Annotated in this window: 14 protein-coding genes; 3 read left to right on the forward strand and 11 right to left on the reverse strand. The window is 74.8% G+C overall.

The genetic code is table 11. The features are described from left to right. Positions 1–9: 9 nt before the first annotated feature. From ACFQ80_RS05175 to ACFQ80_RS05195, 5 genes are all read right to left on the reverse strand, one after another. The gene (locus tag ACFQ80_RS05175; protein WP_430562815.1) at positions 10–2,085 is read right to left on the reverse strand and encodes a maltotransferase domain-containing protein; all 2,076 of its coding nucleotides are present in this window, start codon (positions 2,083–2,085) and stop codon (positions 10–12) included. Positions 2,086–2,168: 83 nt separating this feature from the next. Further along, positions 2,169–3,116: a hypothetical protein gene (locus ACFQ80_RS05180; protein WP_430562816.1), complete on the reverse strand. Its 948-nt coding sequence runs from the start codon at positions 3,114–3,116 to the stop codon at positions 2,169–2,171. A gap of 138 nt (positions 3,117–3,254) precedes the next feature. Then, positions 3,255–4,970 (reverse strand): FAD-binding dehydrogenase, encoded by a 1,716-nt coding sequence (locus ACFQ80_RS05185; protein ID WP_430562817.1) that lies wholly within the window; start codon positions 4,968–4,970, stop codon positions 3,255–3,257. A gap of 54 nt (positions 4,971–5,024) precedes the next feature. Beyond that, positions 5,025–7,313, reverse strand: coding sequence for a glycogen debranching protein GlgX (gene glgX / locus ACFQ80_RS05190; RefSeq protein ID WP_430562818.1), 2,289 nt, complete (start codon positions 7,311–7,313; stop codon positions 5,025–5,027). Between the two features lie 68 nt (positions 7,314–7,381). Then, entirely contained in the window at positions 7,382–8,176 is a 795-nt protein-coding gene (locus ACFQ80_RS05195; RefSeq protein ID WP_430562819.1) for an SDR family NAD(P)-dependent oxidoreductase, read from the reverse strand. A 136-nt stretch (positions 8,177–8,312) separates the two neighbouring features. Between ACFQ80_RS05195 and ACFQ80_RS05200 the strand changes: the two genes are divergently transcribed. From ACFQ80_RS05200 to ACFQ80_RS05210, 3 genes are all read left to right on the forward strand, one after another. Beyond that, the gene (locus tag ACFQ80_RS05200) at positions 8,313–9,119 is read left to right on the forward strand and encodes an electron transfer flavoprotein subunit beta/FixA family protein (protein WP_430552050.1); all 807 of its coding nucleotides are present in this window, start codon (positions 8,313–8,315) and stop codon (positions 9,117–9,119) included. Between the two features lie 12 nt (positions 9,120–9,131). Then, positions 9,132–10,145, forward strand: coding sequence for an electron transfer flavoprotein subunit alpha/FixB family protein (locus ACFQ80_RS05205; protein ID WP_430562820.1), 1,014 nt, complete (start codon positions 9,132–9,134; stop codon positions 10,143–10,145). Between the two features lie 213 nt (positions 10,146–10,358). Beyond that, a complete protein-coding gene (locus ACFQ80_RS05210; RefSeq protein WP_430562821.1) occupies positions 10,359–16,430 on the forward strand; it encodes an Ig-like domain-containing protein in 6,072 nt (2,023 codons plus the stop codon). A 67-nt stretch (positions 16,431–16,497) separates the two neighbouring features. On the opposite strand, the gene ACFQ80_RS05215 is transcribed toward ACFQ80_RS05210, so the two are convergent. From ACFQ80_RS05215 to ACFQ80_RS05240, 6 genes are all read right to left on the reverse strand, one after another. Continuing rightward, positions 16,498–16,800, reverse strand: coding sequence for a MoaD/ThiS family protein (locus tag ACFQ80_RS05215; protein WP_430562822.1), 303 nt, complete (start codon positions 16,798–16,800; stop codon positions 16,498–16,500). A 5-nt stretch (positions 16,801–16,805) separates the two neighbouring features. Then, positions 16,806–17,915 (reverse strand): GTP 3',8-cyclase MoaA, encoded by a 1,110-nt coding sequence (moaA, locus tag ACFQ80_RS05220; RefSeq protein ID WP_430562823.1) that lies wholly within the window; start codon positions 17,913–17,915, stop codon positions 16,806–16,808. A 4-nt stretch (positions 17,916–17,919) separates the two neighbouring features. Beyond that, positions 17,920–18,252: a DUF6457 domain-containing protein gene (locus tag ACFQ80_RS05225; protein WP_430552055.1), complete on the reverse strand. Its 333-nt coding sequence runs from the start codon at positions 18,250–18,252 to the stop codon at positions 17,920–17,922. Further along, a complete protein-coding gene (locus ACFQ80_RS05230; RefSeq protein WP_430562824.1) occupies positions 18,249–18,992 on the reverse strand; it encodes a molybdenum cofactor guanylyltransferase in 744 nt (247 codons plus the stop codon). Before ACFQ80_RS05230 ends, ACFQ80_RS05225 begins: the two co-directional genes overlap by 4 nt. Position 18,993: 1 nt before the next feature. Then, on the reverse strand, positions 18,994–20,301 hold the full coding sequence (gene glp, locus ACFQ80_RS05235) for a gephyrin-like molybdotransferase Glp (protein ID WP_430562825.1): 1,308 nt from the start codon (positions 20,299–20,301) through the stop codon (positions 18,994–18,996). 97 nt (positions 20,302–20,398) lie between these two features. Next, complete coding sequence (locus ACFQ80_RS05240) at positions 20,399–21,628, reverse strand: nitrate/nitrite transporter (RefSeq protein WP_430552058.1); 1,230 nt, start codon at positions 21,626–21,628, stop codon at positions 20,399–20,401. Positions 21,629–21,665 lie beyond the last annotated feature (37 nt).

The following is a 21,665-nucleotide window of genomic DNA, read 5'->3' on the forward strand; positions in this document are numbered from 1 at the left end:
TCGGCCCCGTCATGCCAGCCCGATCGTCAGGACGTGGGCCACCTGCTCGCGCGGGTCGAGGCGGACGTACGGGTGGGCGCCCCACGGGAAGGTGGCGCCGGACAGCTCGTCGTGGGCGACGAAGAACGGCTGGTCCTCGACGCCGTCCGGCCGCGTGAGCCCCAGCGCCTCCAGGTCGAGGAACAGCGTGGACTCCTGCGTCGTCCACGGGTCGAGGTTGAGCACGACCAGCACGACGTCGTCCTGCGTGGCGCCCGGTCGGCCCGCGGCGGGCAGGTGCTCGGCCCGCACGCGCCGCGAGAACGCGACGACCTGGTCGTTCGTCGTCGGGTGCACCGTGAGGTCGCGCAGCTGCCGCAGCGCCGGGTGGGCGCGCCGGACCTCGTTCAGCCGCCGCAGCAGCGTCGAGACGCCGACGACGTCGGCCTGCGACCAGTCCCGCGGCTTGAACTCGTACTTCTCGTTGTCGATCTGCTCCTCGACGCCCGGGCGGGGCACGTTCTCCACCAGCTCGTACCCGGAGTAGACGCCCCACGTGGGGCTGCCGAGCGCCGCCAGCACGGCGCGCACCGCGAAGCCGGCCACGCCCCCGTGCTGCAGGTACGGGGGCAGGATGTCGTGCGTCGTGGGCCAGAACGACGGGCGCAGCACGGAGCCCTGTGGCCCCGAGACCTCCTGGAGGTACTCCTCGACCTCCTCCTTGGTGTTGCGCCAGGTGAAGTACGTGTACGACTGGTGGAAGCCGATCCGCGCCAGGGTCTGCATCATCGCGGGCCGCGTGAACGCCTCCGACAAGAAGATCACCTCGGGGTGCGCCGCGTGCACCTGCGCGAGCAGCCACTCCCAGAAGTCCAGCGGCTTGGTGTGCGGGTTGTCGACGCGGAACGCGGTCACCCCGCGGTCGATCCACAGCAGCACGATCCGCAGGATCTCCTCCGACAGCCCCTGGGGATCGCGGTCGAAGTTCAGCGGATAGATGTCCTGGTACTTCTTCGGCGGGTTCTCGGCGTACGCGATGGTGCCGTCCGCGCGCACCGAGAACCACTCGGGGTGCTCCGTGACCCACGGGTGGTCGGGGGAGCACTGCAGCGCGAGGTCCAGCGCCACCTCCAGGCCCTCGGCGCGGGCGGCCGCCACGAAGGCCCGGAAGTCCCGCTCCGTGCCCAGGTCGGGGTGGATCGCGTCGTGCCCGCCGTCCGGCGAGCCGATCGCGTACGGGCTGCCGGGGTCGCCCGGCTGCGGGTCCAGGGTGTTGTTGCGGCCCTTGCGGAACGTCGTGCCGATCGGGTGCACGGGCGTGAGGTAGACGACGTCGAAGCCCATCTCCGCGATCGCGGGCAGCCGCTTCGCCGCCGTGGCGAACGTGCCCGACCGCCACGTCCCGTCCTTGCGGCGCTTCGCGCCCTCCGAGCGGGGGAACATCTCGTACCAGCTCGCCGCCAGCGCCAGGGGACGGCTCACGCGCAGCGGGTACGCGGCGCTCGCGGTCACCAGGTCGCGCAGCGGCGCGCGGCGCAGGGCGTCCTTGACCGCGGCCGTCATCGCCATCGCGAGGCGGGCCTCGGGCGGGCGCGTGGCGTCGGCCAGCTCACGGGCCGCGGCCTCCAGGACGGCGGCGTCCGCGGCGGAGCGGGTCGCCTGCAGCCCCGGCGCGACGATCCGCTCGAACAGCAGCCGCCCCTCCGCGAGCACGAGGTCGACGTCCTGACCGGCGTCGAACTTGATCACCGCGTCGTGGGACCAGGTGCCGTACGGGTCCGACCACGCCTCGACGCGGAACGACCAGTCGCCCGTGGGGTCCGACGGAGCGTCGGGCTGGAGGAACCCGCGGAACCGGTCCAGCCCGGGCGCGACGTCGGACATCGGCGCGGTGGAGTGCACCGTGCCGTCCGGCGCGAGCAGGACGGCGGTCGCCCCGACGGCGTCGTGCCCCTCCCGGAACACCGTCGCCTCGACGGGCACCACCTCGCCGACCGCCGCCTTCGCCGGCCAGCGCCCTCCCTCGACGACGGGGGAGAGCTGCAGGACGGGGATCCGTCCGATGGGCGCGTGCGGCGTGGGCTGCGGAGACGTCACGGCCTCCACGCTAGCCAGACGGTCAGCCCGGCGCGCGCCCAGGTCGCGGCGAGGGCTCGAGGTCGATGTCCCGGACCTCGATCTCGGACGCTTTACCTCGACCTGGCGACACGCAGGGCGTGCTCGACCCTCGCGACGAGGCGGCGGACGTCCCGCAGGTCGGCGAACGTGACCCGCAGGATCGTCCACCCCGCCTCGACGAGGGCGTCGTGCCGGCGCTTCTCCGCCAGGAGCACCTGCTGCGGGTCGCCCGCCCTTCCGTCGTACTTGACCGCGCCGTCGACCTCGAGCGCGACCTTGAGGTCGGGCCAGGCGAGATCGACCCAGAACGTGCCGGCCCAGGTGTCGACCGGGGTCGCGTGGACGGGACGCGGCAGCCCCGCGGCGAGCAGGTGCCAGCGGACGAGCGACTCCAGGGGCGACTCCGACGCGCCGTCCGCCGCGGCGAGCACGCGCCGCGCACGTCGTACGCCGCGCGCGCCGCGGGACCGGTCGAGCCGTCCCGTGAGCTCGTCCGGGTCGACGCCCAGCGCGAGAGCGGAGTCGGCCACGACGATGGACGACGGCTCCGCGAGCGTGCGCGCGCAGTCGACGACCGTGCGGCCCAGCGACGTCACGGGGACGCCGTCGAGGTCGCCGCGATCATGCTCGGGCACGGGGGAGACGTGGCGCCGGAGGACGTCGTCGGCCGGCCCGGGGGCGGGGCGGGTCAGCTGGGTCACGTGCACCTGGGGCCCGAGCTGCCAGGTCCAGCACCCCCACGCGACCGCGGCACTCGCATGGCTGAACCAGAACGTCGTGGTCAGACGCTCGGCCACGGCCGTCATATGGGCCAGCACCTGCGCTCGGCGGCGGACGGCGGTGGTGAACGACGGGTCGACGGACGGCAGGTAGACGCCGCGCCGGAGCCGCACCAGGTCGTCGTCCCGGGTCCGTTCCCGCAGCTCGGCCCTCCGCTCGGGGTCGTACCGCACGGCGGCCGGCAACAGGGGGCGGTCGGGGGTCGGTGCGCCTGGCCGGCGCGTCGCGGTCCTTGACATGGGTCGATCGTGGGGGCCGCGGCCGCCGCGCGGGGCCGTGGGTGCAGATCTGTGGACGACGGTGCCGCGAGGTCGCGGCGAGGGCTCGAGGTCGATGTCCCGGACCTCGACCTCGAGCGCTCCGCTTCGATCTCGGCGTCAGGCGTCCGCGGCGAGTGCCCGGCCGGTGGTGCGGCCGGTGTGCAGGCAGCCGCCGAGGAAGGTGCCCTCCAGCGCGCGGTGGCCGTGCACCCCGCCGCCGCCGAACCCGGCGGCCTCGCCCACGGCCCACAGGCCGTCCAGCACCGACCCGTCGGCGCGCAGCACGCGGCCGGACGGGTCGCACCACAGGCCGCCGAGGGTCTTGCGGGTCAGCACCGACAGCCGGACGGCGAGCAGCGGGCCGTCCTTCGGCGTCGTGAGGGGCCGGGGCCTGGCGACCCGGATGAGCTTGTCGACGCGGTAGTCCCGGGCGGCCCGCGTCGCGACCACCTGCGGGTCCTTGCCGAGGCCGGACGCCACCTGCGCGTCGCGCGCGGCGACGACGGCGGCGAGCGCACCCGGGTCCACGTGTCCCTTCGAGCCGGGCGTGGCGTCCACCCGCGCGTTCATCTTCGCGGCGAGCTCGTCGGTGGTGTCGGCCCAGAGGAACTCGGGCGACTCGTTCGCGAACCGTTCCACCGGCCCGACGGCGCGCGGCAGCACCCGCTGCGCGAGGAGCTTGACGTCCTTGCCGGTGAGGTCGGGGTTCTGCTCCGAGCCCGAGAGGGCGAACTCGGACTCCATGATCGCCTTGTTGAGCACGAACCAGGAGTGGTCGTCGCCCCGGCGGGTCACGTGCTGCAGCGCACCGAGCGCGTCGAAGCCCGGGAACAGCGGGGCGGGCAGGCGGCCGCCGTCGGCGTCGAGCCACAGCGACGACGGGCCGGGCAGGATGCGGATGCCGTGGTTCGTCCAGACGGGCGAGTGGTTGGCGATGCCCTCCGGGTAGTGCCACATCCGGTCCTCGTGCACGAGCGCGGCGCCGGCGTCCGCCGCGATCCCGAGCATGAGGCCGTCGGTCGAGTCGGGGACGCCGGAGAGCATGCGCTCGGGCAGGGTGCCGGCCTCGGGGTCCCAGTGCGCGCGTGCCAGGTCGTGGTTGGCGCCGATGCCGCCGGTCGCGACGACGACGGCGCCCGCAGAGATCTCCTCGGTGCCCACCACGTCCCGGTTCGACGGCGCGCCCCGGCCGCCGAACGGCAGCCCGGCGAGCGGCTGGTCGGCCAGCAGGTCGGCACGGACCCCGGTCACGCGGCCGTCCGTGGTGACCAGCCCGGTGACGCGGCGGCGGAACCGCAGGTCGAGCAGGCCGGCGTCGCGGGCGGCCAGCGCGGCGGCGACGAACGGCGCGACGATGCCGGGGCCCGTACCCCACGTGACGTGGAAGCGGGGCACGGAGTTGCCGTGCTCCACCCTCCCGTCGTCGTGCCCCACGGTGTACCCGCCGCGCTCGGCCCACTGCACCAGCGGGAACCACCGCACGCCCTTGCCGCGCAGCCAGGACCGCAGGTCGCCGGCAGCGAACTCCACGAAGCGGCGGGCCCACGCGTACCCGTGCCGGTCGGGGCCCTCGCCGCGGTCGGCGCCGGGTGCGAACTGCGCGGAGCCGAGCCAGTCGGACCACGCCAGGTCGGCCGAGTCGTGCACGCCCATCGCGCGCTGCTCCGGGGAGCCGACGAGGAACAGCCCGCCGAACGACCACCACGCCTGGCCGCCGAACGACGCCTCCGGCTCCTGGTCGAGCAGCACCACCCGGCGGCCCGCGGCGGTCAGTTCCGTGGCCGTGACGAGTCCCGACAGGCCTCCACCGATGACGACGACGTCAGCATCCATGCGCGCAGTCTGGCAGAGGAGCGGCTCGGGGAGAACGGTCCGCGGACGGCGGCTTCACCGCCCGAGGAAGACCTGCACGCTCAGCGACTCGAGCACGGCGTCCTCGGCCTCGTCGTCGGGGGCCTCGGGACGGTCCCACGCCGAGCTCCAGACCTGCTCCCACGCCCCGCCGCCGGGCGTGGCGGGAAGGGTGACGTCGACGTCGTCGAGCCCGCCGTTGAGCACGAGCAGCACGGCCGCGTCGCCGTCGTCCGGCCCGGGCCGCAGCATCTGCACGACGCGGCGCCCCGCGACAGCCCAGGCGTCGCGGTCCATGGGAGCGCCGTCGACGGCGAACCACAGCAGGTCGGTCTCGTCCTCGCCGGGGCGGGGCGAGCCGAGGAAGAACGAGTCGGCCCGCAGCGCGGGGTGCTCGGCGCGCAGCGCCAGGAGGAAGCGTGTGGTGTCCAGGAGGTCGCGGGCGGCGTCCTCGAGGTCCCAGCCGACCCACGAGATCGGGTTGTCCTGGGCGTACGCGTTGTTGTTGCCGCGCTGGGTGCGGCCGAGCTCGTCGCCGGCGGTGAGCATGGGCGTGCCCGCGGACAGCAGCAGCGTCGCGAGCAGGTTGCGCTGCGAGCGCCGCCGCAGCGGCACGACGGCGGACCAGGGCTCGGTGCCCGTGTCGCCCGCGCCCTCCCCGTCCTCGGCGCCGGGCGCGTGCCCCTCGACGCCGTGGTTCCACGACAGGTTGTGGTCCGAGCCGTCGCGGTTCTCCTCGCCGTTGGCCTCGTTGTGCTTGTGGTCGTAGGCGACCAGGTCGGCGAGGGTGAACCCGTCGTGGGCGGTCACGTAGTTGACGGACGCGACCGGCCCGCGCACCAGCGGCGGGTCGGAGTGCCCGAACAGGTCGGCCGAGCCCGCGAGGCGGGTGGTGAGCTCGCGCAGGCCGTGCATGGGCCGGCCGTGCGAGCCCTCGCGCGCGGCGTCCAGCCAGAACCCGCGCGCGGCGTCGCGGAAGCGGTCGTTCCACTCGGCCATGGGCGGCGGGAAGTTGCCGGTCTGCCAGCCTCCCGGCCCGACGTCCCACGGCTCCGCGACCAGCTTGAGGTTGTTCAGCACGGGGTCGGTCTGCAGCGCCACGAGGAACGGGTGGTCGGGGGAGAAGCCGTGCTGGCCCCGGCCCAGCGTCACCGCCAGGTCGAAGCGGAACCCGTCCACGCCCACCACCTCGGCCCAGTAGCGCAGCGAGTCCAGCGCGAGCTGCACCACCCGCGGGCGGCGGAAGTCGAGCGAGTTCCCCGTGCCGGTCACGTCGGCCAGCGCGGCCGGCGACGCGCCGTCGTGCAGGTAGTAGCCCGCGTTGTCGAGGCCGCGCCAGGCCACGTGCAGCGCGTCGTCGCCGCCCTCGCAGGTGTGGTTGTAGACGACGTCGAGCAGCACCTCGATGCCCGCGTCGTGCAGCAGGTGCACCATGCCGCGGACCTCGTCGAGCACGGCCGCCGGCCCCGCCTCGCGCGCCGCCCGCGTCGCGTACGCCGCGTGCGGGGCGAAGAACCCGAGCGTCTGGTAGCCCCAGTAGTTGGTGAGGCCGCGGGCCACGAGGTGCGGCTCGCTGGCGAACGCGTGGATCGGCAGCAGCTCGAGCGTGGTGACGCCCAGGCTCGTCAGGTGCGCGATCGTCGCCGGGTGCGCGACCCCCGCGTACGTGCCCCGCAGCTCCGGGGGGACGTCCGGGTGGGTCGCCGTGAGGCCCCTGACGTGCGCCTCGTAGACGACGGTGTCCGCCCACGGCACGCGCGGGCGGCTCAGCGGCGGCGGCCCCGGGTGCGACGCCACGACGACCGAGTGCGGCACGAAGGCGAGCGAGTCGCGGTCGTCCGGGGCGCCGTACCGCTCGGCCACCCACGAGCGCCCCTCCGGGGAGTCGGGGTCGTCCGGGTCGAGCGGCGCGCTCACCGCCCCCAGCGTCTCCGGGCCGTAGGTGAGGTCGCCCGCCAGCCCCCGGGCGTACGGGTCGACGAGCAGCTTGGCCGGGTTGTGCCGGTGCCCGGCCTCCGGGTCCCACGCGCCGTGCGTCCGGAAGCCGTACCGCTGGCCGGGCCGCACGTGGGGCACGTGGGCGTGCCACACGCCGTACACCGGCCCGTCGAGCGGGACCCTCCGCTCCGCGTACCGCGCCGGGTCGTGCGCGTCGCGGTGCGGCTCGACGACGTCGATCAGGCAGAGCTCCACCGCGTCCGCGTGCGCCGCGGCGACGGCGACGTCGATCCCGCCGTCCGGTGTCGGGTGCACCCCGAGCGGGGGGACGTGGCTGCGGCGCGCCGTCGGGCGCGTCAGCGGCGTGACCTTGGGTCGCGACTCCATGGGGGACATGGTGCCCGGGGTCGCCGACAGGCGCGCGGGCGCAGGTGGGGGAGGGTGCGGATCGGGTCTCAGGGGAGGATCGAGTCGACGTAGCCGCCGTCGACGCGGACGGCGCCTCCGGTGGTGGCGGACGCGAGCGGCGAGGCGAGGTAGGCCACCAGGTTCGCGATCTCCTCGGGCTCGATGAGGCGCTGGAGCAGCGACTGCGGCCGGTACCGCACCATGAACTCGCGCTGCGCCTCGTCCCACGGCAGGTCACGGTCCACCAGCTGGTGGACGAAGTCCTCCACGCCGCCGGTGTGCGTGGGACCGGCGATGACGGAGTTCACCGTGACGCCGGTACCGGCCGCCTCCTTGGCGAAGCCGCGCGAGACCGCGAGCAGCGCCGTCTTGGACGCGCCGTAGTGGATCATCTCCGCCGGGATGACGACGGCGGAGTCGCTCGCGATGTCGAGCACCCGGCCCCAGCCGCGAGCGGTCATGCGGGGCAGGTGGTGGCGGATCAGGCGGATAGCGGCCAGCACGTTCACCTCGAAGTAGCGCCGCCACTCCGCGTCGGTGATCTCCAGCGCGGGACGGGACTCGAAGATGCCGAGGTTGTTGACCAGCACGTCCACGTCGGGCAGCGCGTCGACGGCGGCGGCGAACCCGTCGTCGGTGGCGACGTCGGCCACCACCGCCACCCCCTCGAAGCCCTCGACGTCCCGGGCGAGCTCGTCGAGCGCGCGGCCCACGGACTCCTCCGAGCGGCCGTTGATCCCGACGCGCGCCCCCGCGGACGCGAGCCCGCGCGCGATGGCGAGGCCGATGCCCTGCGTCGATCCGGTCACGAGCGCCGTCCTGCCGGCGAGGTCGATCCGCATCCCCCGACCGTAGGCCGCGTCACACCCGTCCGCCCCTGGACACAGGGTCGGACCCGGGAGGGCCGCGGGTAGGCTCGGCACCGTCGGCCGCAGCGCGTGCGGCCGCCGTCACCACCGTGAGCTGGAGGTCGCGCCCGTGCGCATCGTCGTCGCCGTGAAGTACGTGCCGGACATCAACGCGGACCGACGCTTCGTGGACTGTCGCGTGGACCGCGACCCGGGCGTCGGCACCCTCAACGAGCTGGACGAGAACGCCCTCGAGGCGGCGCTGCGGATCCTCGACGCCCTGCCCGAGGACGAGCGCGCGGCCAGCGAGGTCGTCGCCCTCACGGTCGCGCCCGCCGACGGCGACGTCGCGCTGCGCAAGTCGTTCCAGATGGGCGTGGACCGCGCGGTCCGCGTCACCGACGACGCCCTGGCCGGCTCGGACTACTTCGGCACCGCCGCGGCGCTCGCGGCCGGCGTGCGGAGGCTCGAGGCCGACGGCGCGCCCGTCGACCTCGTGATCACCGGGATGGCGGCGCTCGACGGCCTCGGCTCGGTGGTCCCGGCGCTCGTCGCGGCCGAGCTCGGCCGCCCGGCCCTCACGCTGGCGAAGAAGATCGCCGTCGCCGACGGCACGCTCACCGTCACGCGCGAGACCGACGAGGCCACCGAGACGCTCGCCGCGCCGCTGCCGGCGGTCCTGTCCGTCGCGGACACCGCGAACACGCCGCGCATGCCGAACTTCAAGCTGATCATGGCGGCGCGCACCAAGCAGATCGAGGCATGGTCGGCGGCCGACCTCGGCCTCGACCCGGCCGCCGTCGGCACGGCCGGGGCACGCACCGAGGCGGTCTCCGCCACCCCGCGCCCCGCCCGTCCCGAGGTCGAGCTGGTGGTCGACAAGGGCGAGGGCGGCACCGCGCTGGCCGAGTACCTGATCCGCAACGAGCTGGTCTGAGAGGACGCGACCGTGACGACATCGACCGAGCCCACCCGCAACCGCACCGTCCTCGTCCTGCTGGACCCGGCCACCGAGGTGCGCTCCGGCGCGCTCGAGCTGCTCACCATCGCGCGCGGCCTCGGTCGCGTCGAGGCCGTCACGCTCGAGGCACCGACCGTCGAGGCGCTCGCCCAGCTCGGGGCGTTTGGCGTCGAGACCGTGCACCAGGCCGAGGTGCCCACCGACGTGCTCGCCGCCGCCGGGGGCGACGGCGCCCGCCACCTGCCCTCCGTCGTCGCGGCGACGCTCGCCGCCGCCGTGCGGCGCACCGACGCGGACGTCGTCCTGGCGCCCGCCACGTTCGGCGCGAAGGAGGCCGCCGCGCTGGCCGCCCACGCGCTCGGCGCCGGGCTGGTCATCGACGCCGCCGCCGTGGGGGAGGACGCCGACGGCCGGATCGTGGCCGGCAAGCGGGTCTTCGCCGGTGCCTGGGACACCCGGTGCGTGGTGACCGCCGACGTCGCCGTGCTCACGGTGCGGGCCAACGCCGTCGTGCCGGAGCCGGCCGACGCGGCCGTGGCGACCGAGATCGACGCGCTGCCCGTGGCGCCGGCCGGCACGGCCGGGGTGGTCGTCACGTCCCGCGAGGTCAAGGAGCGTGCGCCCGGCCGCCCGACGCTCGAGGAGGCGGCCGTCGTCGTGGCCGGCGGCCGCGGCACCGGTGGCGACTTCGGCCCCGTCGAGGAGTTCGCCGACGCCGTCGGCGCCGCGATCGGCGCGTCGCGCGACGCCGTCTTCGAGGGCTGGTTCGACCGCTACATCGGCCAGACCGGCGTCACCATCGCCCCGCGCCTGTACGTGGGCGCGGGCATCTCCGGTGCCCCGCACCACCGCGGCGGGATGCAGGCGGCGCAGGTGATCGTGGCCGTCAACTCCGACCCGGAGGCACCGATCTTCGAGATCTGCGACTTCGCAGTCGTCGGCGACCTCGCGGACGTGCTGCCACAGGCCGCCGCCGCCCTCCGCGCCCGCCGGGACGGCTGAGGCAGCCCGCCCTCGCCTGACCTGTCGCGCCGATGGGGAGTACTGCCCATCGGTCCGGGCAGCCTCGCGCCGGTCCGAGTCGGTATGCTCCGGCGAGGAAAGCATCGTGCTGTTCCCCATCACCGCCCCCAGATGGGTCACGCCGTGCCTCCGTCCACGTCGCCAGGTGGCGCGCGGGCTGTCGCACCTGGTCAGGGGGCCGAGGGGTAAGGCATGAGCTTCGTCTCGCGCGTCCTGGAGAACCGCCGCTCCATCGCGTCCGCAGGCGTCGTCGCCCTGTTCGGCGCGGGCCTGACCGGCTTCGCGCTCTGGTACGACGGCGAGGCGACGGTGGACGTCGACCTCAACGACTCGGGCGTGTGGGTCACGCAGACGTCCACGGGCACCCTCGGCCGGTTCAACTACCAGGCCCGGGCCCTCGACGGCACGCTCCTCGCCAACTCGGTGAGCTTCGACGTCGAGCAGGACGCGCAGCACGTGCTGCTCGAGAGCTCCGTCGACTCCTCCGCGAGCCCGGTCGACCCCGCGCAGCTCGCCCTGCGGAGCACGCTCAAGCTGCCCGCCGGGTCCGAGGTCGCGACCGGCGGCAACACCGCGGCGGTGCTCGACGGGGAGACGGGGCGGGTCTGGGTCGTGCCGTTCGACGGCGCGATGGCGTTCGACGCCGAGGAGACGGAGCCCGAGCTCGAGGACGTGGGCGCGGGCGCCCAGGTCGAGGTGAGCACCGGTGGCACGGTCGTCGTCGCGGCCCCCGGCGTGGGCACCGTCTACACCGTCGAGACGGGCCCCCGGGGCACGGCGGAGTCCACCACGGAGGAGCGGCTGTCGGTCTCGAAGGACGCCGAGGTGCAGGTGACCACGGTGGGCGACGCCGCGGTCGTGCTGGACCGGTCGACGGGCAAGGTCGTGCTGCCGGGCGGTGACGCGGTGGAGATCGACGGCGGCGCGGCCGCGCAGCTGCAGCAGCCGTCGGCCGACTCCGACGTCGTCGTCCTGGCCACGTCCCGCGGCCTGGTCTCGCAGCCGCTGGACGGCAAGGCCGCCGTGAAGCGCACCGCGAACGGCACGCCCTCCCGCCCGGTCCAGCTGGGCGAGTGCGTCTACGGCGCCTGGTCCGTCTCGGGCCAGGTGGTGCGCGACTGCCCCGGCACGGACGCCGACGAGGACACCGTGCTCGAGGGCGTCGGCACCGACACCCACCTCGTCTACCGCGTGAACCGCGACGTCATCGTGCTCAACGACGTCGTCAACGGAACGCTCTGGATGGCGGCGGACGAGTTCCAGAAGGTCGACGACTGGGACCTGACCATCCCGGAGAACGACGAGGGCGAGAAGACCGAGTCCGAGGAGACGACGCCGGAGCAGGTCGACCAGTTCGTCGCCGACCGGGACAAGAAGAACCGGCCGCCGCAGGCGAAGGACGACCGCTTCGGGGTCCGCGCGGGGGGCACCACGGTGCTCAACGTGCTGGGCAACGACGTCGACCCCGACGGCGACGTGATGACGGCGTCGGTCGACGGCGAGCCCGAGGGGGACATCGCCGTGGACCGGGTGCTGGACGGCGCCGCGCTGCAGGCCGACGTGCCCGCGGACGCGAGCGGGAGCACGACGTTCACCTACCAGGTCGACGACGGCCGGGAGGGCGGCACGGACACGGCGAAGGTCACGGTCTCGGTGGTGCCGGAGTCCGAGAACGACCCGCCGACGCAGTCGGGCGAGCCGGTGCTGCGGGTCGGCCAGGGCGGCACCGCCGACATCAAGGTGCTGCCCTACTTCAAGGACCCGGACGGCGACGACCTCTTCCTGTCCCACGCGGGGACGAACGACCCGAACGACGAGGTCCGGTTCCGTCCGGACGGGACCGTCGAGTTCCGCGACGGCGGGGCGGCCACCGGCCGCAAGATCGTCGACGTCACGGTCTCCGACTCCTACGGCGAGCCGGTCGAGGGCCGGCTGCTCGTCGACGTGCTGGCCACGAACGAGCCGCCGGTCGCGGTGCAGGACCACGTCACGGTGCTCGCCGGCCAGCCGATGACGATCGAGCCGCTGGCCAACGACTCCGACCCGAACGGGGACGAGCTGCGCCTCGTGCACGTCACGGAGCAGAAGGGCCTCAAGGTCACGAACAACCTGTCCGCCGGGGTGTTCTCCGTCCAGGGGCAGGAGCCGGGCTCCTTCGACATCACCTACCAGGTGAGCGACGGCCCCAACGTGGCCCTCGGCCTGGTCCGCGTGGACGTCGTCGCGCCGCCGGAGGACGCGGCCCCGCCGGTCGTGGTCTCCGACCAGGTGCTGCTGCCGTCGGACGGCTCCGCGCTGCTCGACGTGCTGGCGAACGACACCGACCCGGCGGGCGGCGTGCTCGTCGTGCAGTCGGTCTCCGTGCCGGACGACTCGCCCGTCGACGTGGCGGTGCTCAACCACGAGATCCTCAAGGTCACGGAGAAGCGCCGCCTCAGCGAGCCGGTGACCTTCGAGTACACGGTCGCGAACGGCACCGGCTCCGCCACCGGCCAGGTGCGCGTCGTGCCGATCCCCGCACCCGACCGGCTGCGTCCCCCGGAGGCCGGCGCGGACAAGGCGCTGGTGCACGCGGGCGACGTCGTGACGATCCCGGTGCTGAAGAACGACTCGCATCCCGACGGCCTCGAGATCGTCCTCAACGACGAGCTGCAGGAGGAGCCCGAGGCGGAGCTCGGCGAGGCGTTCGTCTCCGAGGACACGGTGCGCTTCCGGGCCGGCGCCGACGCGGGGACCGCCCACCTCGTCTACGAGGTGCGGGACAGCAACGGTCAGAAGGACTCCGCGCAGGTCACCATCACGATCAAGGACGACGAGGAGAACGCGGCGCCGCAGGTGCCCGACACCGAGACGCGGGTGCTCAGCGGCAAGACGGTGCGCATCCCGCTCGCCCTCGACGGCACCGACCCCGACGGCGACCAGGTCACCCTCAGCGCCATCGCGGACGCGCCGAGCCAGGGCACGGCGACGATCGTCGACGGCTTCGTGGACTACACGGCGGAGCAGGGCGCGGCGGGCTTCGACTCGTTCGCCTACGAGGTGATCGACACGCGCGGCGCCGTGGGCCGCGGCGTCGTCCGGGTGGGCATCGCGGTGCCCCCGGAGACCAACCAGGCGCCGCAGGTCGTCGACGACGAGAGCACCGTGCGGCCCGGGCGCACGGTGGCCGTGCGCGCGCTGGAGAACGACAACGACCCCGACGGCGACGAGATCGGCCTCGTCAAGGACGGCTTCAGCGGCATGCCCGAGGGCGTCGAGCCCGAGGTCGTGGAGGACGAGGTCGTGCTCACGGCTCCTGACAAGGACGGGGCGTACTCCTTCTACTACACGGTCCAGGACGCGTTCAAGGCGCGCGCGACCGGCGCGATCACCGTGACCGTGGACGCCGAGGCGCCGCTGCTCCGGCCGGTCGCGCACGACGACGTCGTCACGGCCGACCAGATCCGCGACACGTCCACGGTGACCGTGGACGTGCTCGCCAACGACGTCGACCCCGACGGCGTGGCGTCCGACCTCGAGGTGTCGGTGGACCAGGCGTCCGAGGGCGTCACCGTCGGCGAGGACGGCACGATCCAGGTCGCGGTGGGCGCGAGCGCGCAGGTCGTCACCTACACGGTCACCGACGTGGACGGGCTGCAGGCCAAGGCGTTCGTGCGCGTGCCGGGCGACCAGTCGCGTCCCTACCTCAAGCCGGGCTCGACCCCGCTCCAGGCCGTCAGCGGCGAGCCGCTGCCGGTCGAGCTGGGCGACCTCGTCGTGGTGCGGGAGAACCGCACCCCGCGCGTCACCGAGGAGAAGACGGTCAAGGCCACCGGCGGCGCGGCCGAGGTCCAGGACCGCGACACCATCGAGTTCACCTCCGCCGAGGACTTCGCCGGCGGCGCGTCGGTGAGCTTCGAGGTGACCGACGGCAAGGGGCCCGACGACGAGGAAGGGCTGACGGCCGTCCTCACGGTCCCGATCGACGTCGTGCCGTCCAAGAACCAGCCGCCGGAGGTGGTCGGTTCGCCGACGCTCCAGGTGGCTGCGGGCGAGGAGAACGTCGTCGACCTGTCGCGGTACGCCCAGGACCCCGACAAGGACAAGCTGACCTTCGACGTCGAGGGCGCCGAGGGCATCTCGACGTCCGTGTCGGGCGGCACCGTGACCGCGCAGGTCGAGCCGTCGGTGCCGAAGGGCACCGCCGCGGACGTCGCGTTCACCGTGTCCGACGGCAAGAACCCGCCGGTCGCCGGCACGCTGAAGGTGACCGTCGTGGGTTCCACGCGCCCGCTCGTGCAGACGACGCCGGACAAGGTGCCCGACGCCCACCAGGGGCAGCCGGTGACGGTCCCGGTGCTGGAGAACGACACCAACCCGTTCCCGGGCGAGGACCTGACCGTGGTGGGTGCCGTGGGCGAGACCGGCTCCGGCGACGTCGCGTTCGACGGCTCGCTCGTCACGATCACCCCGGACGCCGACTTCCACGGCGTGCTCACCGCGCGCTACACGGTCGAGGACGTCACGCAGGACCCGGACCGCCAGGTGGACGGCACGGTGTCCGTGACGGTGCTGGGCCGGCCGGAGCCCCCGTCGGCGCCGACGGTCGAGGAGGTGCGGTCCGGCACGGTGGTGCTGAGCTGGGAGCAGCCGAACGACAACGGCGCACCCATCACCGGCTACACGCTGCACGCCACCGACGGCAAGACCAAGGAGTGCACCACCACGACCTGCACGTTCGACGGGCTGACCAACAACGTGGAGTACACGTTCACGGTCACCGCGACGAACGACGTGGGCGAGTCCGACCCGTCGGCGGCGTCCGAGATGGCCCGCCCCGACGAGAAGCCGGACCCGCCGGCGGCCCCGACGCTGACCTTCGGCGACCAGCAGCTCACGGTCGACTGGACGAACAAGACGTACACCGACCGGTCCCCGATCGAGTGCGTCAACCTGGAGATCAGCCCCGCCCCCACGAGCGGCGCGATCCAGCAGCAGTGCGTCACGGGCGGCACGTACGTGTGGGAGGGCCTGACCAACGGCACCCCCTACACGGTGCGCCTGCAGGCCGTGAACGCCGCGCCGGACCCGTCCGACTGGGGCGACACCTCCGCGCCGGAGACCCCAGCCGGCCCGCCGGCCGCGCCCGCCGCGCCGTCGGCGACCCGGGTCGACACCGCCCTGGGCGGCCAGACCACCGTGTCGTGGCAGCAGCCCGACACCAACGGCGCCCCGATCGAGATGTACTACCTCGACGTCTACGAGGACGGGACGAAGGTCCGGACCATCGAGGCCGGCACGGCGCTCTCCCAGACAGTGGAGGGGCTCAAGACGACCGCCTCGTACACCTTCCAGGTGCGCGCCCAGAACAAGGCGGCGATCTCCGAGGCCAGCCCCTCGTCCAACGCCGTCGTGCCCTACGGCACGCCGGGCGTGCCGGGCAACGTCTCGGCAGCGCTGGGCTCGAACACCAGCGGCCAGGCGAACGTGAGCTGGAGCGCGACGGACGCGTTCCGTGGGACCGGCGGGTACTACGTGGTGCGGGCCAGCGGGGCCGGCACGAAGAACGTCGGGGACACCACGTCGACCACCTACGGCGGCCTGTCGAACGGCACCGAGTACACGTTCCAGGTCCAGGCCTGCAACGCCTACACCTGCTCCGACTGGTCGGGGTCGTCGGGCGCGGTGACGCCCTACACGACGCCCGGTACCCCCGGCATCTCCGCCTCCAAGGTGTCCCCGACGCAGGGGCGGTTCACCGTCTCGGCGCCGAGCAACAACGGCGGTCGCGCGGTGGAGCGCATCGAGTGGCAGCGGAACTGGGGCACGGGCAGCGGGTCGTCGACGTCGTTCCCCATCACGTGGGACACCGGGTCCGCCTACTCGACCACGTACACGGTCCAGGCCCGGGCGTGCAACGCCGCGGGCTGCGGCGCGTGGGCGAGCGGGAGCCACACCACGGACGCCCCGCCGAACCCGCGTGCGGTGGTGTCGCGCGGCAGCTCGGTGAGCAACAGCGACTGCAACGACGGCACCTGCGCCAAGCTGGTGATCACCACGCACGACTTCCAGGACACGGGTAGCCAGAGCGTCGCCTGCTGGACGGACTTCGGCGGCAGCGCGCACCAGTTCTACGGGTCGTCGACCTACTCCCGGAGCATCCCGGCGAACGGCTCGCTCGAGCTGCTGTGCTTCATCGGCAGCGCCGCGCCGCAGTACGGCGGCCACAACGTATGGGTCGTCATCAACGGCAAGCACTACGAGAAGACGTGGTGGACCAAGTAGGCGCGGTGATCAGGGCCTGAACCGGCCCTGGCCCGGCGTCCGGGCCGGCGCCCCGCAGGGCGCCGGCTCAGCCCCCGGCGAAGGGCGGCAGCAGGTCGAGGGTCGCGCCGGCCGGCACGACGTCGGACGGCGCGGCCCGGCGACCGTCGAGCAGCACGCTGCAGCGCTCCAGCACGGGCGCGGCCGCGGGCGTCGCGGCGGCCAGGCGGGCGACGACGTCGGCGACGGTCGCGCCCGCCGGGACGGCGAGCGTCTCCTCCGAGCGCCCGAGCGCGGCGCGCGCGGCGGCGAAGTAGCGCAGCGCCACCGTCTGCTCGAGGCCCGGCGCCGCGTCCGTCGGCCGGCCCGGCGCCGTCGTCTCCTGGGTCATGCGTGTCATCCTCCGATGGCGCTCATGGTGCGCTCGGGCTGCGTGAACCCCGAGCCGTCGAGGTCGGTGCCGGAGCCCGTGTCGCTCATGCCGTGCCCGGCCTGCTTGGCCCACATCGCGGCGCGCCACAGGTCGGCGAGCACGGCGTCGTCGGCGCCCGCGCGCAGCGGCCCGAGCAGGTCGGTCTCGGTGTGCGCGAACAGACAGTCGCGCACGCCGCCCTCCGCGGTGAGGCGGGTGCGGCGGCAGTCGTCGCAGAACGGCTCCGTCACCGACGCGATGATGCCGACGCGCCCCAGGCGCGCGCCGTCGGCGCCGCGCACGACGAACCGCTCCGCGGGGGCGCCGTCGCGCGGCTCCTCGTCGGCCTCGAGGGCGAACCGGCTGCCGAGCTGGTCGCGCACCTCGGCCGCGGTGACCATCGCCGCGCGGTCCCAGGCGTGGTCGGCGTCCAGCGGCATCTGCTCGATGAACCGCAGCTCGAAGCCGCGCTCCAGGCACCAGGCCAGCAGCTCGGCGGCGTGGTCGAGGTTGACGCCGCGCACCAGCACCGCGTTGATCTTCACGAGGTCGAACTGCTGCGCCGCGGCGTCGATCCCCGCGAGCGTGCGCTCGAGGAACGGGCGCCGGGCGAGCGTGGCGAACGTGTCCGGGTCGAGGGTGTCGAGGGAGACGTTGACGCGGTCCAGCCCGGCCTCGCGCAGCGCGGCGGCGCGGGAGTCCAGCCCGACGGCGTTGGTCGTGAGGCTCAGCTCCGGGCGCTGGGGGAGGGCGGCGCAGTCGCGCACGATCTCCACGAGGTCGCGGCGCAGCAGCGGCTCCCCGCCGGTGAACCGCACCTGCCGCACGCCCAGGTCGCGCGTCGCGATCCCGACGAGCCGCACGATCTCCTCGCGCGTCATCACCGAGTCCTTCGGCAGGGTCGGCAGGCCCTCGGCCGGCATGCAGTACGTGCAGCGCAGGTTGCAGCGGTCGGTGAGCGAGACGCGCAGGTCGGTCGCGACCCGGCCGAACGTGTCGACGAGCCCGCCGGTGGCAGGCCGGTCCGCGGGCAGCCGCACGTCGGGCACGCCCGCGCCGGGCAGGCGCGGCATCCCGAGGGAGACGGTCGTCATCCGATCAGCTCCCCGCCCCGGTCCCGGTGACGGCCTCGGCGCCGGGGCCCGGGTCCTGCCAGGACAGCGCCGACGACGTCGCGCGGTCGAGCGCGTCGGAGGACTCCCCGCGCGCGGCGGCCAGCCCGGCCGCGTAGCCGACCGCGTACGCGGTGACGGGGGCGGCGGGCCGCGCCACCTGGTGCGCGGCGTCCCGCGCGAGGTCGAGCACCGCGCCGACGTCCACGCTGCGCGGGGGCAGCCCGAGCTCCGCCTCGAGGGCGTCCACCCACCGGTCCAGCACGCTGGAGCCCGGCTCCGAGGCGCGGGGGGCGGCGGGGGGAGTCTGGTCGGTCATCGGGGTCCTCCCGGGCGGTCGGTCGGCGGTCGGGTCGTCGCGGGTCCCGTCCCGGCGCGGGCCGCCACGACCGTGTGGCTTCCTGTGTGGAGTCCTACCGTAAGCCGTCGCAGGTCGTCCCAGGTGTCGACGTCCGCGCTCGCGCCGACGTCGTCGGGCACCTCGACGCAGGACAGCTCCGCGACCAGGCGGCGCACCGGCACCCCGGCGAGCGCTGCGGGGTTCCCCGGCCCGGCGACGGCGTCGAGGGCGCGGCGCAGCGCGTCGCGCCGGTACAGGCCGACCAACCACTGCGCGCGGCCCGCGCGGACCAGGTACGCGCCGTCGGACGTGGTGCTCCCCGGCCCCGCGACGGCGGCGCGCAGCACGGGCACCGCGTCGCCCGCCCGGGGCACGTCCACGGCGAGCACCAGCACCCACGCCGGCGCGTCGTGACCAGGGCCCGGCGCCGCGTCCAGGGCCCGCAGCCCGGCGTCGAGCCCGGCGACGGGGCCGCCGAACGGCGGGTCCTCGCGCGCGACGAGCACCTCGCGGCCGGGCGGCAGCGCGGGGTCCGGGCCGACGACGACGGTGCGGTCGGCGTCGCGGGCCGCGGCCAGCGCGCGGTCGAGCAGCGTGGCGCCGTCGAGCACGACGGTCGGCTTGGGCACGCCGCCGAGGCGCGTGGCGCGTCCGCCGGCGAGGATCACGGCGTCGTACCGGAGGTCGTGCCGCGCGGGGGCGGCGCCGTCGGGGGCCACGTCAGGTCCCGGTGCCGAACGGCAGGTCGAGCGGCAGCACGTCGAGCTCGTCGCCGGCCTCGACCTTCTCGACGTCCGGCGGGACGAGGGCGAGAGCGTCGGCACCGAGCAGGGTCGACGTCGCGTGACCGCCCGAGCGGTGGTCGGCGCCCGGCGCCGTGGCCCGCGCGACCGCGCCCGAGGGCAGCGTCCGCACCGGCACGACGTGCGTGCGACCCGGCGGGCTCGGCCACGCCTCGGCGGCGGGGCGTCGCACCGGCCGCGCGGGCTCGCGGCCCGCGAGGACGGCGACCGCGGGACGGACGAACAGCGCGAACGACACGAACGCGCTCACCGGGTTGCCGGGCAGCGCCACCCACGGCACCCCCCGCCAGCGCGCGAGCGCCTGCGGCCGGCCGGGTCGCAGCGCCACGGCGGCGACGTCGACGTCCGTCAGCCGCGCGTCGTCGGCGTCGAGCACCGCCCGTACGACGTCCGACGCGCCCGCCGACACCCCGCCGGTCGTGACGACCAGGTCGACCGTGCCCGAGCCGCCGGGCGTGCTGCCCACGACGCCGTCGAGGGCGGCGCGCAGGGCGTCGGCGTCGTCGGGGACGGCGCCGACGCGCACGACGTCGGCGCCCGCGGCCCGCGCGAGCGCCGTCAGCAGCAACGAGTTGGAGTCGGGGATGCGGCCCGCGCCCGCCACGTCGCCGGCCGCGACGAGCTCGGAGCCCGTCGACAGCACCGCCACGCGCGGCCGCGGGCGCACCGGCAGGTCGGTCAGCCCGCCCGAGGCCGCGACGGCGACCAGCGCCGGGGTGACGGCGTCGCCCGCCCGGCCGAGCAGGTCGCCGGGCCGCACGTCCTCGCCCCGGTGCCGCACGTGGGCCCGGGGCTGCCGGGCGAGGGTGACCTCGCGCTCCGTCGTCGGGCCGCCCGCCACGAACCGGCCCGTCGACGTGCGCTCCACCGGCACGACGGCGTCCGCCCCGCCGAGCACCGGCGCGCCGGTCATGATGCGGACCGCCCCGTGTCCCCCGAGAACGCGCCCAGGATCGGGGGGCGAGCCGGGGCGGAGGTCGCCGACGACGGCCAGGGTCACGGGGGAGCCGTCGGCGGGCAGGTCGGAAAGACGCACGGCGTAACCGTCCATGGCGGCGGCGTCGAACGGCGGCACGAGCGCGACGGAGCGGACCTCCGCGCCGAGCGAGCGACCGGGCGGCTCGACGGCGAGGTCCGGCAGCCCGACGTCCTGCACGGGCAGCGGCGCGACGCGACCCAGCACGGCGGCGACGTGCTCCGCCAGGCTCCGCGGCGTGGTGGTCATGGGGCCACGCTAGGCCGGGGACGTGTCGCCTGTGCGGCGCGGACCTCACGGCAGGTCGCGTGCCGGGGTGAGGGGGCGCGGGGCGCGGGCACCGCCGTCATCCGGCGTTCGCCCGCACGCGCTTGCGCACCGGGCCGAGCGTGAACAGCAGGGTGAGCAGCGCCGTCAGCGCGAGCAGGCCGAACCCGATGCCGTAGTCGCCCTGCGCGCCGTAGACGGCGCCCATGATGAGCGGCGGGATGAAGCCGCCCAGGCCGCCCGCGGCACCGACCACGCCGGTCACGGCGCCCACCGTCCCGGGCGGGGCCATCTTCGCGACGAGGGCGAAGGTGGCGCCCGACGAGCCGCCGAGCGCCGCCGCCATCGCGAGGAACGCGACCGTCGCCACGGGGATCAGGGCGGGCTGGAAGATGATCACGGCGGCACCGACCGTCACGACCGCGTAGCACACCAGGTTCACCGCGACGCCGCCCACCTTGTCCGACAGGGTGCCGCCGAGCGGCCGGCAGACGACCGCGAGCACGACGAAGCCTGCGGTGCGGAACGACGCGTCGCTGGCGCTGAGGTCGTACGCGTTCTGCAGGAACGTCGGCAGGTACACGGAGAACGCGACGAAGCCGCCGAACCCGATCGCGTACAGCCAGGACAGCTGGAGCGTGGCAGGGATCTTCAAGGTCGCCCAGGTGCGCGCCCACATGCCGCCGCCGGTGCCCGGCGACCAGGCGGGGGAGTCCTGGAGCAGTGCCCGCGAGGCGAGGGCGAACACCGCGAGGAACACCGACACGATGATGAACGGGGCGCCGTCGCCCCACGCGTCGCGGATCGGCACCGTGGAGAACGACGCGATGGCCGTGCCGCCCATGCCGGCGCCGAAGATGCCGATCGCGGTGCCGCGGCGGGCCGGCGGGTACCAGTTGTTGACGAACGGGACGCCGATGGCGAAGGTCGTGCCGCCCAGGCCGAGGAAGAACCCGCCGATCAGCAGCCACACCAGGCTGTTCGCGACGAACCCGATGAACAGCACGGGGATGATCGTCAGCGCGCTGCACAGCGGGAACATCACCTTGGCGCCGAACCGGTCGGTGAGCGCGCCGATCGGGATGCGGCCGAGGGACCCGACGATCACGGGGATGGCCACGAGCACGGACACCTCGAAGTCGCTGAGGTCGTACAGCTCGCCGTAGCTCTTGCCCAGCGGGCTCAGCAGCGCCCACGCCCAGAAGCAGATCGCGAACCCGATCGTCGCGAGGGTGAGCTGGGTGGCGTTGCCCTGCACGGCCGGGGCGGTCGGCGCGTCGGCCGGTCCGGGGGTGGCTGCCGAGGTCATGGTTCCTCCAGTCGTGACGGACGGACGGTCGGGTCGG

It is taken from the genome of Isoptericola sp. NPDC056578 (assembly GCF_042793275.1).
Taxonomy (GTDB): domain Bacteria; phylum Actinomycetota; class Actinomycetes; order Actinomycetales; family Cellulomonadaceae; genus Isoptericola.

Excerpts from the sequence above, each read along its gene's own strand:
- ACFQ80_RS05240 (WP_430552058.1), bottom strand. The coding sequence starts at position 21,628 with ATGACCTCGGCAGCCACCCCCGGACCGGCCGACGCGCCGACCGCCCCG.
- ACFQ80_RS05185 (WP_430562817.1), bottom strand. The coding sequence starts at position 4,970 with ATGGATGCTGACGTCGTCGTCATCGGTGGAGGCCTGTCGGGACTCGTC.
- ACFQ80_RS05225 (WP_430552055.1), bottom strand. The coding sequence starts at position 18,252 with ATGACCGACCAGACTCCCCCCGCCGCCCCCCGCGCCTCGGAGCCGGGC.
- ACFQ80_RS05195 (WP_430562819.1), bottom strand. The coding sequence starts at position 8,176 with ATGCGGATCGACCTCGCCGGCAGGACGGCGCTCGTGACCGGATCGACG.
- ACFQ80_RS05180 (WP_430562816.1), bottom strand. The coding sequence starts at position 3,116 with ATGTCAAGGACCGCGACGCGCCGGCCAGGCGCACCGACCCCCGACCGC.
- ACFQ80_RS05215 (WP_430562822.1), bottom strand. The coding sequence starts at position 16,800 with ATGACCCAGGAGACGACGGCGCCGGGCCGGCCGACGGACGCGGCGCCG.
- glgX (WP_430562818.1), bottom strand. The coding sequence starts at position 7,313 with ATGGAGTCGCGACCCAAGGTCACGCCGCTGACGCGCCCGACGGCGCGC.
- moaA (WP_430562823.1), bottom strand. The coding sequence starts at position 17,915 with ATGACGACCGTCTCCCTCGGGATGCCGCGCCTGCCCGGCGCGGGCGTG.
- ACFQ80_RS05210 (WP_430562821.1), top strand. The coding sequence starts at position 10,359 with ATGAGCTTCGTCTCGCGCGTCCTGGAGAACCGCCGCTCCATCGCGTCC.
- glp (WP_430562825.1), bottom strand. The coding sequence starts at position 20,301 with ATGACCACCACGCCGCGGAGCCTGGCGGAGCACGTCGCCGCCGTGCTG.